Annotated in this window: 11 protein-coding genes; 3 read left to right on the top strand and 8 right to left on the bottom strand. The window is 45.7% G+C overall.

Translation table 11 applies throughout. From position 1 onward, the window contains the following. Positions 1-1047, top strand: a 1047-nt coding sequence (locus D9Y29_RS26240) for a MutS-related protein (protein WP_127133228.1), incomplete at its 5' end; no start/stop codon positions are given. Between the two features lie 111 nt (positions 1048-1158). On the opposite strand, the gene D9Y29_RS26235 is transcribed toward D9Y29_RS26240, so the two are convergent. Continuing rightward, a complete protein-coding gene (locus D9Y29_RS26235) occupies positions 1159-1632 on the bottom strand; it encodes a hypothetical protein (protein WP_127133227.1) in 474 nt (157 codons plus the stop codon). Positions 1633-1753: 121 nt separating this feature from the next. Here D9Y29_RS26235 and D9Y29_RS26230 point away from each other — a divergent pair, with 121 nt between their 5' ends. Together D9Y29_RS26230 and D9Y29_RS26225 are read left to right on the top strand one after the other, a co-directional pair. Then, a complete protein-coding gene (locus D9Y29_RS26230) occupies positions 1754-2608 on the top strand; it encodes an AraC family transcriptional regulator (RefSeq protein ID WP_127133226.1) in 855 nt (284 codons plus the stop codon). 73 nt (positions 2609-2681) lie between these two features. Then, positions 2682-3332 (top strand): HD domain-containing protein, encoded by a 651-nt coding sequence (locus D9Y29_RS26225; protein WP_127133225.1) that lies wholly within the window; start codon positions 2682-2684, stop codon positions 3330-3332. A 91-nt stretch (positions 3333-3423) separates the two neighbouring features. On the opposite strand, the gene D9Y29_RS26220 is transcribed toward D9Y29_RS26225, so the two are convergent. From D9Y29_RS26220 to D9Y29_RS26190, 7 genes are all read right to left on the bottom strand, one after another. Beyond that, entirely contained in the window at positions 3424-4905 is a 1482-nt protein-coding gene (locus D9Y29_RS26220) for a TlpA disulfide reductase family protein (RefSeq protein ID WP_127133224.1), read from the bottom strand. A gap of 16 nt (positions 4906-4921) precedes the next feature. Beyond that, positions 4922-6454: a PKD-like family lipoprotein gene (locus D9Y29_RS26215; RefSeq protein ID WP_127133223.1), complete on the bottom strand. Its 1533-nt coding sequence runs from the start codon at positions 6452-6454 to the stop codon at positions 4922-4924. Positions 6455-6488: 34 nt separating this feature from the next. Continuing rightward, positions 6489-7265, bottom strand: coding sequence for a DUF4843 domain-containing protein (locus tag D9Y29_RS26210; protein ID WP_127133222.1), 777 nt, complete (start codon positions 7263-7265; stop codon positions 6489-6491). Positions 7266-7281: 16 nt separating this feature from the next. Then, on the bottom strand, positions 7282-8730 hold the full coding sequence (locus tag D9Y29_RS26205; RefSeq protein ID WP_164735562.1) for a RagB/SusD family nutrient uptake outer membrane protein: 1449 nt from the start codon (positions 8728-8730) through the stop codon (positions 7282-7284). Positions 8731-8750: 20 nt separating this feature from the next. After that, positions 8751-12134, bottom strand: a complete 3384-nt coding sequence (locus tag D9Y29_RS26200) for a SusC/RagA family TonB-linked outer membrane protein (RefSeq protein ID WP_164735561.1) — start codon at positions 12132-12134, stop codon at positions 8751-8753. 254 nt (positions 12135-12388) lie between these two features. After that, positions 12389-13585, bottom strand: a complete 1197-nt coding sequence (locus tag D9Y29_RS26195; RefSeq protein WP_127133219.1) for a FecR family protein — start codon at positions 13583-13585, stop codon at positions 12389-12391. 51 nt (positions 13586-13636) lie between these two features. Then, positions 13637-14194 (bottom strand): RNA polymerase sigma factor, encoded by a 558-nt coding sequence (locus D9Y29_RS26190; RefSeq protein WP_127133218.1) that lies wholly within the window; start codon positions 14192-14194, stop codon positions 13637-13639. Positions 14195-14525: the final 331 nt, after the last annotated feature.

The raw sequence follows: 14525 nt of genomic DNA, 5'->3' as shown, positions 1-14525 counted from the left end.
AGCGCCTTCTCCACGGTCAGCAGCCTGCTCATTCAAAAACTGCTCAGCAAGCTCACCCGCGATGAACGGTACAAAAAATCGGTACAGGGACTGCAGGCCACCATCGTTACCCTGAACCGCTGCCATGGCATACTGGAAGTATTGCAGCAATTAAAAAGCCCGCTGGCTGACCGCGTTCACCAGTTACTTCAACTGCTTTCCGACAACCAACTGGCAAAACTGCGCAATACCGATATCTACAAAGACCTGCCGGTAACTACCCTGGCACAGTACGACCACCTGCTGAAGGGCCGCTTCCCGGAAGCGATGGAAAAACTCCTGCAATTCATCTACGAACTGGACTTATACATTGCCGTGAGCAATGTTGCCCGTAAGAAAGGCTTCACCTATGCAAAGGCTTTGCCGGCTGAGCTGAATGTACTGCAGGCATCAAACCTGGCGCATCCCTGCATCGACAAAGCGATCGGCAATGACATCACAATGCACGAAAAAACCAATGTGATCTTTCTCACCGGCGCTAATATGGCGGGGAAGTCCACCTTAATGAAATCCATCGGTATAAGTATTTACCTCGCGCATATGGGCTTCCCCATCGCAGCAAGATCCTTTGAATTCTCTGTACGTGAAGGCATGTATTCCTCCATCAACGTAGCGGACAATATCGGGCTTGGTTACAGCCATTTCTATGCGGAAGTGGTGCGCGTGAAACAAGCCGCAGACGCAGCAGCAAGTGGCAAAAGATTATTATTGATGTTTGATGAACTATTCAAAGGAACCAATGTGAAAGATGCTTATGATGGTACCCTCGCAGTAACGGAAGCCTTTGCCGAATACCAGGATTGCCTCTTTATCGTATCTACCCATATCATTGAAGTAGGTGAAGCACTAAAAGAAACAAAAAATATCCAATTCAGGTTCATGCCAACCATCATGGATGGAGCCAGGCCCAGGTATACCTATATTTTGGAAGAAGGCATCACGGAGGATCGTCAGGGCATGATGATCATCCGGAATGAAGGTATTCTCGAAATGTTGCAGAGCAATTAAATAAAAAAAGGTTCACAAATGCTGGTTTTGTGAACCCTTTCATCTCTTCATTCCAACGAAGTATATCCCCAATTTTGGATAGCTCTGTTTGATAAAATTATTATGCTCAGGCTACCCGATTAGCTTCAACTGTTTCCGGAAGTCTGCTGCCAGATCGCCTTCAATACCCGGCAATAATTTTTCAATTTTGGATATGTACTGTTGCAAGGACTTTTCAAGGAACGGGGCCAGGTAATTTGTTTTTTTCTTCCTGCTGATCATCCTGACCATATGCAGGTACAACTCAGCGGTGGCGGATTTATTCCCAATATATTTGATGGGCTTATTGAGCTTGCGCTGGATCTTCCTGAACTGCTTTTTATATTGGTAACCCGGGAGACTATCAATTTCCTCCATCTCTTCAGCAATTTCTTTTTTAACCTGTTCTACATATTCATGCTCATTTGCTGATTCAAACAGAATATAAGTAAGCAATTCTTTGTTCTCTTTCTTGAACCTTGCGAGACGCAGCAGGAGTTCCATAACCTGTTTGGGAGGAAGCTGCTTCAACTCCGTTTTAATGGTATCGATAGTTGCAGAATGCATTAGTGTATTTGTTTACAATTTCATTGATCCTTAAAATCATCCTGTAGTCCGGATATTACGATGCTATTATCAGGGTAAAAATAGTTCCTTTATTTTTATCTTTATCAAAAGGTCTCATTGAATGAAAACGGTGAAAGAGATTTATACGGAGCCTGCTATTGCCAACTCCTTTTCGATACAAAGGGTTGATAAATTAATAGTTGATACTGATATTCCCAATAGGCTAAGCTACAACCGCATTGTATTGGTAGAAAGCGGAACAGGGAAACTGATCATCGACAACAATTCATTTGTAATAAGCAGCCATGAAGTTTTTCTGATGTCCAAAGGACAGATCTACAAATTCGAAAACTCCGCCACTATCACTGGCTACATTGTTTCCTTTGGAGATTGCTTTTGGGAGAAGACCCCTCAAAGTGCAAGCAATTGCAAAGCTGTACTTTTTAATAATACGACCGCTAATCAACGGTTACAACTCAATAATCCGGAGACAAGTGAACTATCATTCTTGCTAAACGTACTGTCAAATGAATTCAACGCGCCCGGGTATATCAATCAAATGGATGTACTTGCTGCTTATTTAAAAATCATCATGATCAAGCTGGCAAATGTAAGGTTAACGGAGGAAGCTACTTTTGACAGCCAGGATTATGTACTGTATCGTAAATTCATGGAATTACTGAGTTCCCGATATCGTACCTTCCATGCAGTAATTGACTATGCAGCAATGCTGAACATTACAGCCCGCAGACTTAGCGAAATATGTAAACGATGCAGTGGTATCAATGCAAAAGAAATCATCAATGGACAGCTTATTGCCGAAGCAAAAAGATCTTTACAATTCAGTTCCAGTCCTGTGAAGGAAATAGCCTACACACTTAATTTTAATAGTTCCGAACAATTCAGTCATTTTTTTAAAAAGAATACAAAACTCTCTCCTGCTGATTACCGAAATCAGTTTACGTTGAAATTTTGACATCCTAAACGCATTTATTGCTATTCTTCAAGGCGCCCGCAAAAAATAACTTTGAAGAAAATCAAAAAAAGTTATGCCGGTAAATCGTTTAAGAAAAGTAGCAGGTATCACTATCCCAGACAGCAAAATTGCCACAGAGGCCACAGAACTTTTATTGGAGCATGGTACAGAATTTATCTATAACCATTCCCTCCGTGTCTTCCTGTTTTCATCGCTGAATGCGCAACGCAAGAATTTGGTCCATGACAAGGAATTGCTGTACGTAGCTTCGGTATTCCATGATTTAGGTCTTGTTCCACATTATAGCAGCCAGGACCTCCGCTTTGAAGTAGATGGAGCCAATGCAGCCCGGAATTTTCTGAAAGGTCACGGCGTACCTGTAGATAAGCTACAATTGGTGTGGGATACTATCGCGCTCCATACCACAATCGGTATTGCGGAGCACAAAGAGAACGAAGTGGCCTTACTGTATTCAGGCGTTGGGCTGGATGTGATGGGCGAAGGTTATGAACATTTGAGAACAGAACACAGGGATGAAATTGTTAAAGCATTTCCCAGAAACGATTTCAAAAAGAAAATCATTCCAACCTTTTTTGGTGGATTTGAACATAAAACCGAAACCACTTTTGGCAATATCAAAGCGGATGTATGCGCTTTCATGATACCGGATTTTAAACGGAAGAATTTCTGCGAATGTATTCTTCATTCCCCATGGTCGGAATAAAACAGAATGGATTTTATTAGAAAAGACTGCCTGAAAAGAAAGGGGCCGCAACAGTAATACTGCGCGGCCCCATGTATAGCCAAACTGCTATCTATCCCTTTTTCGTCAATTCTATTTTTGTTTCCATTTCTGCTACCAGTTTTTCAACATTCGATTCGCCCCCGGCGCTTTTGAAACGGATGAGCCCATTTTTGTCGATCACCACCTGCGTGGGGATGCCGGTAACTCCATATGCCTTTGCAGTTGACCTATCCCTGTTCTCCATTTCATCAAACAAGACATGGAAATCATATTTATTTCCGGCAATGAATTTCGCTACCATTTCTTTGTAATTTTTTTCCCTTTCCCAAACATCGATGAACAGGAACACTACCTCTTTATCATCTTTATACTTCGTTACAGCAGCCTGCATACCGGGAAAAGAAATCTTACAGGGGCCACACCAGGTGGCCCAGAAATCAAGCACTACTACTTTTCCTTTCAGTTGAGCAAGAGACACCGTATTACCATCGATATCTTTCATAGAAAATAAAGGGGCTTCTTCTTTGATCATTTTCTCTTTGAACTCGCGCTCCTTTGCAACTTTTACCTGTGCATTCAGCGATTGGAGATAGCCGGCAAAATCACCTTTCCCTTTGTTCAACTCCGTATACAATGTTTTCAGCCGGGCGGTGATGGCTTCATTGTTATTATTGGCCAGCACATACTGTTGCAGCAGCAAAAATGCATCAAGTGATTTGCCTTGTTTCATAAGCCCCTGGCATAGGACCATCAGGTTATCATATTGCTGATCTGCAAACGGCTGGTTCCCCTGCATGGCCATTTGCAGGAGCTCAACGGAGCGGTCGGTTTCGCCAAGTTCGAACAGGGATTGCCCCAACATCCCTGCAAACCTGTTTTTATAAAAATCGTTTTCCTTTTTATTTTTATCAGTAACGGTAGTTTCCTGTACATTTCTGAAACCATCTTCCAATATCGTCCTTGCCATATCCCATTGCTTTGCCTCCATCAGGCTGGAAGCCGCTCTACTGGCAATATGATAAAAATGGGTGGCTGTAGCTGCTTTCCCGAGATAATAAGCCACTCTCTCTTTGTTGCCCGCCTTTCCGTGGAGGACCAGTAATCTGGTCAACGCTTCATCATACAGTGAGATAGTCACTTTATCCGGGTTATTGTCCGGAAAGCGCTTCAACCATTCCTCATATCCTTTATCGATGGCAGCCGGTGACGGTCCTTCCTTATCAAACAGGTTTTTGAAAGCAATAGACCGCGCTTTTGCACCGGCGGGGAATTTTTTCAGGATCTCCTTTTCTACTTTTCCTGCATTTTCCTTTTGTCCGGTCATCTCATAAACACGGACGGCCAGGCCCATCCTATCTTCATTTTTTGATTTTGCAAGGGACTTCGCCAGGCGGGCTAATTCTTCTTTCGCTCCCTCCTCTTTACTTCCCAAAAGTTTGTTCAGCTTTGCATAGATTGCTTTCATTGATGAATCAGACTTTGCTGCCTGTTGCGCCTGAAGATTTGGAAGCGCCAGGAATATGCATATGAATGCTATCAATAATTTTTTCATTTCAATTGATTTTATATTAACGTTCTCTGAATGCGATGCTCACGATCTTCCCTGTTCCGGTGTACGACTTATACAATTGTATCGGCTGATTCACGGAAGGAATGGTATAAATATCCAATACGCCCGATGTTTTGGGATCTGCAGGTTCATAGGTAGCTACCAGCAATTTCTTGCGTAATGCCGAATATTTGTTATAGTTCAGCGGTAACTGCGACCATCTGTAGGCATCGCTGAATTCCATGAAATTGAATTTCAGTTGCGTGATCTTTCTGCCACCATAGTCTTTCATCATGAAACTTTTCTGCAGGTTGATATCATACTCATAGATCTTTCCGCCTGCTTCATAGAACAGATGCCCATATTCAGGACTGACCGCGAAATGAGTGGCATTCTCAATATCGGTCCCCTTTATTTCCTTGTAATAATATTGAGCAGTACCATTTACGGCACAGCGGCCCAGATAAAATTTTCCCGACTGTTTTGCTTTCAACACCAGGAATACATCTCCGGTGCTGTAGGTGGTAGGTTCCATATACACCAGCTCCATGCCGCCGGAGGCATTGTTATCGATAGCGTAATCGAAGAGATCGCCGGCAGGGATATCCTCACAAGCTCCGCTACTCCATCTAACCAGCCGGTTGGAGTTGGTATTGAAGAACATCCAGCTGGAGTTGTAAATATCTGTTGCCATAAAACGGCTTGCCTTGAAGAGATTGGCCGGATTATCCATATAATTCACCGGTGTGCTGATAAGACCCGAATAGCCGAAAATGTAAATATTGTTTTGCGCATACAAGGCGCCGCCTGTAATTCTCAACATTACATCACTTCCTGTAAAGTCGTTGATCCGGTCACCTTCCATGAAACTGTTCAAATCGTATTCGGATTTGTAATCAAGCGTGTCCATCCCCAGTGTTGAAGCCGTTTTGCTGGTTCCGACCATAGCAGTGACCAGTCCATTGGAAGGAGGAAAATACAAGGCTCCACTGGCAACGAAAGCAGGCTTATCCTGCATGGGGAATGTGGAGCCGACCGTTTTCAGTACATCGCGGTACAGGGTATCTTTTTCTCCCTGCTGTGAAATCATATCCAGCCTGCTGGTGCCATCTTCCATATCACATAACATGAGCCATCCTTCATAAGACGGAGTTACTACGTGCATCAGAAATTCTTTCTGGCTGAACAGACCGGTAACGGTATCGGTTACCCGGAAATAACAGTAGTAGTCGGCACATCCATATTTGGGAAGTAACACGGTATCGAGATCACGTGAACGGCAGAAAGTATCCGGGGGGATCGTATAACCGCTGGTGCCATCGGTTACCCATTCATATTTATATCTACCCGGATCGGTACCTGCATCTTTGGAAAACTCGAGCTGTGGCTGAATATTCACCCTTCTGTTGAGGTACAGGAAATATTCATTTTCCATTCCTTTGATGACGATGGAATTTACTTCGCTGTAATCGTAATTGCCTTTATCCTTTATGCAGGCATTCAGCAGGAATGCCAGCGCGAGTATACATGAGCATTGAATTATTTTTATCATACCTAACTTTTCAATCAGTTCTGAAATAGTTTTATTACTGAGCGTCCGGTCCCATTTTCATGAGGCTGCCATCTTCTTCAAGAACCGGCTGTCCGTTACCCTGCCGGGTATTCAGGTATTGCTGAAATAAAATGGATTGTTCACTCAGAATACCAGGGTACCGGTTACCACTGGCTACGAAATTCTTATAAGAAAGAAGCCCATTCATGAAGCCGACGAACAATTCCCCTTTCTTCCGGGAGAATACGCCCAGGTAGTTGGTATAATTCTTCCACCAGGTGGGTTCAGGCAGGCTATCATTGATCACGATTTTCAACCGGATGGCAGATACGGGTGGAATAGCGGCATGGTCCTGCACCGGCATCGTAGTTTGAAATTGATCATTGGGCTTTAGTACTAAAACCAGGTTGGCAGATTTCTGCCTCAGCGCCGGGGACCTCATTAAAGTAAGCGGGAGTGTTCTTCTGGCAGAATCTCCGGCAATATAGGCAGCACTGTCTGCCGGCAACTGGAAATCACGGCCAGCAACAGCTGTGGTAGCAGCCGTATCGATGGTGAGCCGGAAGGAACGTTTATTTTTCGTTACATCTCCCATGATGCGAAGACGGAGCGGTAATTCCTGCCGGGTAAAAGTATCGGCTGCAAAAGAAACTGTAAGGCTATCCACAGGTTGTCCAAAGTTGGTGACCTGCTGATAAAAATAGATACTGCCGGCATCTGCATATTCCATTAGTTCTTTTTTCTTACAGCCTGCCAGCGCCAGCACCACAGCGAACAACGAAAAGATATAAGTAACGCATGATGATTTCATAACATTGGTGTATTCATTATCTGAATTGGGTTTCGCTCAACGGTAATGGAACAGTGTATTTTTTTGTTCCCATCGTTACCGTACTATTGGCCCTGGAGCCATTTGCAACAGAAGGAGTGTTCGTCCGTTTGTAGTAGTAGAACAACTGGCCTTCTCCCCAGAACTCTTTCTGATAGGCTTTCTTCAACTCCGCGCTTAGATTGTACCCCGGAGGAAGTTCATGCAAACCCCGGTGGAATTGAAGGGTATTCATATAGCCGGATGATTTGACGGGGTCCGTTTCGCATTCCGCTGCAATGAGATACAGCTCCGAAATCCGCATCATGGGCAGCAGGTATCGGAAACCGGCTCCGTTACCGGGAGCAGCATACTTATAAAAAGTGCGCACACCAAGTGTGGATGTACGGTCGATGGCCCAGTTGTGGACATAACGGATATCGTTCTCCTGGCGTTCATACACATCCAGCAACCGGTCAACATTGTTGCCTTTGTCGTACAAGGGGATCAGCAACGAAGAAGACAATGAATTGCTGGCAGCGAACCAGGTGGTGTAGGAATTGTAGAGATTGATCGTTTCGAGCCCGAACAATACTTCCGAAGAAAAGATCCGGTCTGGCAGGCTGCCATAGGTGGTGGGGTCCGTCCACGGAAACCAGTTACCGGCCTGTTCGATCACCTTTGTAGCTGCATCCAGTGCTGCAGGTTTATTGCCTGCGTACAATTGGGCTCTTGCTTCCAGTGCTTTCACAGCAAAATAGTTCATCCTGCGGTTGCGCAATTTATAGAAGCTGTTGAGGTCCGTTCCTACCGGCACAACCCCTTCCTTACGCACAGGATCATTTTCGAGGAGGGTGGCAGCTTTCTGAATATCCGCGAGTATTTTACCGATCACATCTTTGGCAGGAAGCAATACGCTGGTTGCTGAACCTGTTTCTTCCGGATAAGGGATAGAGAGCGCTGAAGCATTGGCGCTATACACGGGGCCGAATAACCGAAGCATATCGAATAACAGGTAAGCTCTCAGTCCATGAGCTTCGCCCAGCATCCAATCGCGCTCTGCAGCCGGTACGATGCTTTCGTTCACTACCGATACTTTCTGAATAAAGAGGTTCAGGTTCAATACCGCTTCATAAGCGTTCTGCCACACTGCAGCAAAAGGCGTTTGTGCTTCTATCCTGTCGTAAGCATAAGTAGAAACAGCAGAGAGCCTGTGGGAAGTGTTGGAAATATTATAGTACTGGGCCATCACATCCACTACCGTATTGCTGAGGTTCTCTCCATACAAATCAGCCTTGGCCATATTGAGGTAAACACCATTCAGCGCATTCTGTATGGATGATTTGGAATTGTACACCTGGTCGTCGAGGAATTTGTCGGCCGGTTTCACATCCAGGTATTTATCACAGCCCGCTGCGGCGATCATCCAGATGATCAGCGTCGCATACAACAGTTTATTTCTTTGCATAACAATTTTGTGATTGACCATTAGAAAAACAGGTTGACGTTAAAAGAAACAGCTTTGCTGAACGGATAATCGGTTCCCCTTTCTATCAGCACATTGGAGATCCTGAATATATCATTCATGAAAGCTCCTACCCTGATCATATTCAAACCCGCGCGGCGCACCCATTTTACCTGGCGGCCCTGTAATTCATAGGAAATATTGATCGACTCTCCGCTTAGAAAACTTTCTTTTTGAATGAAGCGCGACGACATGGGCGAGAAATTAGTGATGGAGATCCCTTTGAATTTTGCCATATCGCCTGGATTTTTCCAGCGCGAATACAATGCACGCTTGTCCTGGTTGGAAGTAAGTTCCGTTACACTGATATTCTCCACTTTCTGGTAAAGCGCCGTATTGAACAGGTAATTGTTCAGGCTATACCGAAGGTTGACACCGATCTGCAGGTTGCGGATGGTCAGGCTGGTGCCGATCACACCTTCCAGCTGCGGCCTGCCGTTACCGGTAGGGCGGATATCTGCCGGGTCATACACATAGGTCCTTTCACCATTCTGTTTGATGAATACCTCCATTCCGGTAGCGGGATCGATCCCTGCTGAAGGAACGGCCCATAGTTCGTCCGGACTATACCCATCAAGGTATCTCCGCAGTGCGGCGGTAATATCTTCAGGCCCCAGGTTTACTTTCGAATCTTTGATCACCGTGCCATTTCTTTCCGCATCCTCATTCAGGTTTTTGAGGATATTGGAGAAACCGCTGTATTTACTTTTGTAGAAGCTGCCGGTGAGGGTAATATTCCAGAGGAATCTTTTTTCGGGTTTACTGATCACATCGAAACGCAGGATCGCTTCCATTCCCCTGGTGGCCAGTTGCCCCACATTCAGCGGATAAGTAGTAACCCCTGTGGAGGCAGGCGCTGAACCCGCCACGATCAAGGGTTTGGTGATCTTCTCATATGCATTGAATGTGGCATTGATACGGTTGTTGAACAAAGACAGATCGAGCCCTACACTGGTAGAGTAGGTTTTTTGCCATTCGAGATTTTCATTGCCGAGGGCATCGATATACAATCCCTGCCCGAATACATTCCTGTCATTTTCCAGAATGAATACGGAAGCCGATGCAAAACTTCCCAACTGTTGGTTACCGGAAGTACCGATATTGCCACGCAGTCTCATGGAGCTTAGCCACCTGAGATCCTTCAGAAATTCTTCCTTGCTGATCATCCAGCCCAGACCGGCCGACCAGAAGGGCGAATATTTTTTCGCTGATCCGAATACGGTAGATCCATCTATCCTGAAAGTTGCATCTGCGAAATATTTACCGGCCAATGCGTAGTTGACGCTGGACAGGGCACTTATCTGTCTTGTTTTTACCGTATTGAAACCGGGCCTGGAATCGGGCGTAAAGCTATAAGCAAAGGCGGGATTGGGTTCCACTGCATCCGGGAAACCTACTGCCTGGAAGGCAGTATTGGTCAGATTGGTCTCATTCATTTCTGCACGCAGGTTTGCATTGATACTGTGTACCTGGTTCAGCACCTGGTTATAAGTGAGCATGATATTCGATTGGTAACCCCACGACTCGGCCCTGGTATTGTTGAATGTTCCTTTGCGGGTGATGGGAGTTTTATCGAACATCGTATTGGCTGCGGGAACGAACACATCAACATTGGCAGTACTCTTATTGATCTGGAATCCGCCGGACAACCGCAGGCTCCTGGTAAAATCCCAGAGCACGCTCAGCTGGTTCTGGATCATCAGCTGATTGGTTTGGTTCTTGTTGTTGAGGCTGGCATTGTACAAGGGATTACCAACCCGTACCGTGTCTTCTCCTGCAATCCTGCTGGGAATAAATACTTCGAGGTAGCGGTCGGTGTTCAGCGTTCCGTCTGCCCGGTTTTTTTTATAATAGGGAGCCATGCCCACATACTGATCAAAACTTCCGTAAGGAGATTCATTACTCCTGACCCCGTTTATGTACAGCCTGTTGGAAACATTCACATTGCTCTTGCGATAAGCGAGATCAATGGTGCCGCCCCAGGTAGTGCGATCAGATCCCTTCATCATTCCATTCAACTTACGCATGTTCAGTCCTACCTGGTACAGCAGGGCCTCATTGCCACCACCGATCGATAATGAATGGCCCATGGTTAGACTTTGCCGGAGCGGCATGTTCAACCAATAACTGTTCACTCCTTCTTCTACGGCGCGTCGTCTCTGATTGTAAAGCGCATCATCATCGCGGCGGTTATTGAAGCCATATGTGCTGTACAGCCCCGCTTGTTTCTGGTATTCCAACAATTCGGCGGAGCTCATCATATTGTAGCCACCCAATGCAGGAATTTCCCAACGGGTATCATTATTGTAATTGATGCGCAGTTCACCGGCCCTGGGTCTGATCAGTTCCACTACTACCACACCATTGGCAGCCCGCGATCCGTACAAAGCAGTGGAGGCGGCATCTTTCAAAATGGTGATGCTGGCCACCCTGTTCATATCGAGATCGATGATCTGCTGCAAAGTAGTTTCCATGCCATTCAGGATAAATAGTGGCTGGTTAGGATCTGTTCTGAACTGATCACGCACCGTTTGCGTGGAGATACTGGTTTTACCTCTCAGTTCGATCTTAGGCAATTGGTTGGGGTTTGAGCCCAACTGGTTATCGGGCGTGATGATGAAGGATGGGTCAAGCGATTTGAGGCTTTGCAGCACATTCAGGTTGCCGATCTTTTTCAGGTCTTGTCCGCTGAAAGTGCTCACGGCCCCGGTAAAGGAATTCTTATTCCTGGTGATGATCCCTGCATTGATGGTTACTTCTTTCAGATCGCCTACCTGCTCTTTGAGTATGATCCTGATATTGTTTTCATCAGTGATGATCAGCTCTTTTGTTTCGTACCCGACAGAAGACAATTGCAGGATATCTCCTTTCCTGACATTGATCCTGAATTGCCCTTTTTCATCGGTGACTGTTCCTCTTCTGGACCCTTTGATCTTTACGGAAATACCGGGGAGCGGCATTCCCATCGAATCGGTCACCTGGCCGGTCAGCGGCCAGATCAACACAATATTCATGTCAGGATCCTTACCAGTATTGAGAGGGCGGGTACCTGGAGAATAAATGATGATATTCTTATTTTTCACCTCTATTTCATATCCGACGGATTCATCCTGGAAAATGAATTTGAGGAATTCGGCCAACGGCATCTTTTGAACATTGAGGGATACCGGTTTCAATAATTTCAGCAGGCTTGAATTGCCAAAGACAGTATATCCGGTCTGCTCTCTGATAGCGGTAAATACTTTGACGGGCGCCATATCTTTTCCCGACAAAGTAATGGTTTGAGAACGGCTACTGGCCGACAGATGCAGGCAAAGCCCGAGGAGGAAAAAAGCAGTTAGTCTCATAATTCGCATCATTTGCGCAGAAGAACTCCATCCCCGCCGCGTGGACCGTCTGGAATAGCGGCTACCCACGTCACCAGGGATAAGGTTCCCTGTAACAGTTTTTTGCATAATTTGCAGTGTTTGGTTAATTAATCAGGCTTCCCCGCCTTATGTTAGCCGACAATCTGCCGGAAGTGTTAGTAGCACTTCCGGTTCTTTCGGTAATGAACTTTCAGGATAATTTTTAAGTGAAGGATCAGTTATCGATAAGCCGCTTAAGGATGAACAATCACCTTCCTCCCTTTCATAGTCAGGTGCGCTCCGTTTTTCTTCAGGGCATCCAGTACATTTTCCAGCGGTGTATTCCTGCTTAGTTGCCCAAAGAATTCCAGCGAAGGAACTTCTTTTTCATACACTACTTCTATTCCATACCATCTCTGTAACTGACGCATGATCACAGGAAGACCTGCATTGTCGAAATTGAAATACCCGTTCTTCCAGGCTATTACCTGGTCTGTATTCACATCAAGTACAGTTATAGTGGAAGCTGCGGAAGCATTTTCGGTTATGCCTGCCTGTTTCCCCGGCTTAAGCAGGGCTTCTGTTCCATTTTCTGCTACCACTTTCACGCTGCCACTGACCAGTGTAACAGCTATGGCTGCTTCATCTTTATAGGCATTGATATTAAGCGTAGTGCCGAGCACCTGTACTTCAGCCCCATTCAATGCCACCATGAATGGCTTTGCGGAATGTTTGGCCACTTCGAGATATGCTTCGCCACTAATTTCCACTTTTCGTTCTTTTCCGGTAAACATCGTAGGAAACCTGATGGAGGACCCGGCATTCAGCCAAACCCTGGTGCCATCCGGTAAATCGACTTGAAACTGTCCGCCCGTAGGTGTGGTGATGGAGTTGAACCCAATATCCTTTCCTCCGGAGTTTTGATAGGTAAGCCTTCCGGCATCTGGTTTGATGATCCTGGTATTGCCCTGCAAGGTGAGCTGACCGTTTGCAGCGGTATCCAAAATGATCGAGGAACCGTCTGCCAGCGTCAATACGGCTTTATTACCGCCGGGCATTATGGGATGCGGGATGGAAGGCTGACCTGCCGTTTGCTCCGGTTGATGGGTTGCTGAACGGTTCAACCAGAAGACGATGCCAATGCCAATGGTCAACAGCAGTACGGCAGCATAGCGTACCCAGGCAGGTTGCAGGAAGCGGACCCGGGCCCTGGGAACAGGAGTATTGTCGGACTGATATTGCTGCACTATTCTTTGAGCGACTGCCAGAGAACTCTCATCGGAAATATTTTCCTGTCTTTTGGCAGACATCCATATTGCTTTCATTTGTGGTGTCAGTGACCGCTCAGCTTCTTCAGCAGCAAGCAAGTCTGCAAGTTCCTTTTCTTCATCAGGTGAAACTGCATGATGGCACCAGCGTTCAAAAAGTTCCTGTAAACGGGTTTGTTCCAAGGAAGTAGTTTTTATTACAACAGAAGAGACACCGCCGGATTTGAAAAGGTGCTATGGAAGGAAATCTTTTTTACAAAAAATTGCCAGGAGGAGGAGGAACTCAGTCCGTTTGGAGAGAAAGGCAACAATATTATTATTGGCGTACCAGATATATTTTTTTACGGTGGCCTTGGAGATACCCATTTCTTCCGCCACTTCGTGCAGTTTTCGTCCTTCTTTTCTGACGCCTGTCCAGGCCTGTTTTTGTTGCTGGGGTAATTGCTCTATGGCCTGGTGAAGCAGGTTGGCCAGTTCCGGCATCTCAGCAGGTTGCTGAACTATTGGCTCATTGTTCATTTCTTTCCATTTTCCCAGTCTCGATTTCTCCCGCAGGATGCTCCGCAAAGCATTCAAAGCGAGATTTTTGGAGATGACGAACAGGAAGCTACGGAAGTCTCTGATCTGTTCGAGTGATTCCCGGCTTAACCAGATCTGAACAAAAACATCCTGCACCACTTCTTCCGCCCTGCTTTGGCTCCTGGTAATAGTAGTAATGAAGGGAAGCAGTAAGGGCCGGTAAAAGACAACCAACTGCCCGAAAGCAGTTTCATCGCCCCTTGTGCAGCGCATGAGCAATTCTTTTTCATTATATGGGTAGGCTGCCTGCAAAAGTTCAGATAGTTTTGGTGGCTGTACAATTTGGTAATGATCTGCCTGGCGCTGTTGCCGGCCCCGAAACGGAAAGCGTTAAAGTAGAGAAATTTTAGAACCCGGAAAAATTTGAGTGGGAGAATCGCCTCGGGACAAAATCTTTGCTATTCACCTTAGCCGGCAAAAATATTGTTTACGCCTTTAGCTTTCATGTCCGGAATGGTCTTCCAACAAGAGAAGGGCCATTACTAGTGGAAGATCTAAAGATTTATTATAAAATCAGTATTGTCCGACTAAAGTCGGGTTATAA

The sequence above is a fragment of the Pseudoflavitalea rhizosphaerae genome (assembly GCF_003991355.1).
GTDB lineage: Bacteria > Bacteroidota > Bacteroidia > Chitinophagales > Chitinophagaceae > Pseudobacter > Pseudobacter rhizosphaerae.
The sequence above is the reverse complement of the archived record's forward strand: the minus strand, read 5'-3'. Positions and strand labels throughout refer to the sequence as shown.

Bases quoted from the DNA above. Each gene is read 5' to 3' on its own strand.
- D9Y29_RS26220 (WP_127133224.1), bottom strand. From the start codon at position 4,905: ATGAAAAAATTATTGATAGCATTCATATGCATATTCCTGGCGCTTCCA.
- D9Y29_RS26190 (WP_127133218.1), bottom strand. From the start codon at position 14,194: ATGCGCTGCACAAGGGGCGATGAAACTGCTTTCGGGCAGTTGGTTGTC.
- D9Y29_RS26215 (WP_127133223.1), bottom strand. From the start codon at position 6,454: ATGATAAAAATAATTCAATGCTCATGTATACTCGCGCTGGCATTCCTG.
- D9Y29_RS26200 (WP_164735561.1), bottom strand. From the start codon at position 12,134: ATGAGACTAACTGCTTTTTTCCTCCTCGGGCTTTGCCTGCATCTGTCG.
- D9Y29_RS26230 (WP_127133226.1), top strand. From the start codon at position 1,754: ATGAAAACGGTGAAAGAGATTTATACGGAGCCTGCTATTGCCAACTCC.
- D9Y29_RS26225 (WP_127133225.1), top strand. From the start codon at position 2,682: ATGCCGGTAAATCGTTTAAGAAAAGTAGCAGGTATCACTATCCCAGAC.
- D9Y29_RS26210 (WP_127133222.1), bottom strand. From the start codon at position 7,265: ATGAAATCATCATGCGTTACTTATATCTTTTCGTTGTTCGCTGTGGTG.
- D9Y29_RS26235 (WP_127133227.1), bottom strand. From the start codon at position 1,632: ATGCATTCTGCAACTATCGATACCATTAAAACGGAGTTGAAGCAGCTT.
- D9Y29_RS26205 (WP_164735562.1), bottom strand. From the start codon at position 8,730: ATGCAAAGAAATAAACTGTTGTATGCGACGCTGATCATCTGGATGATC.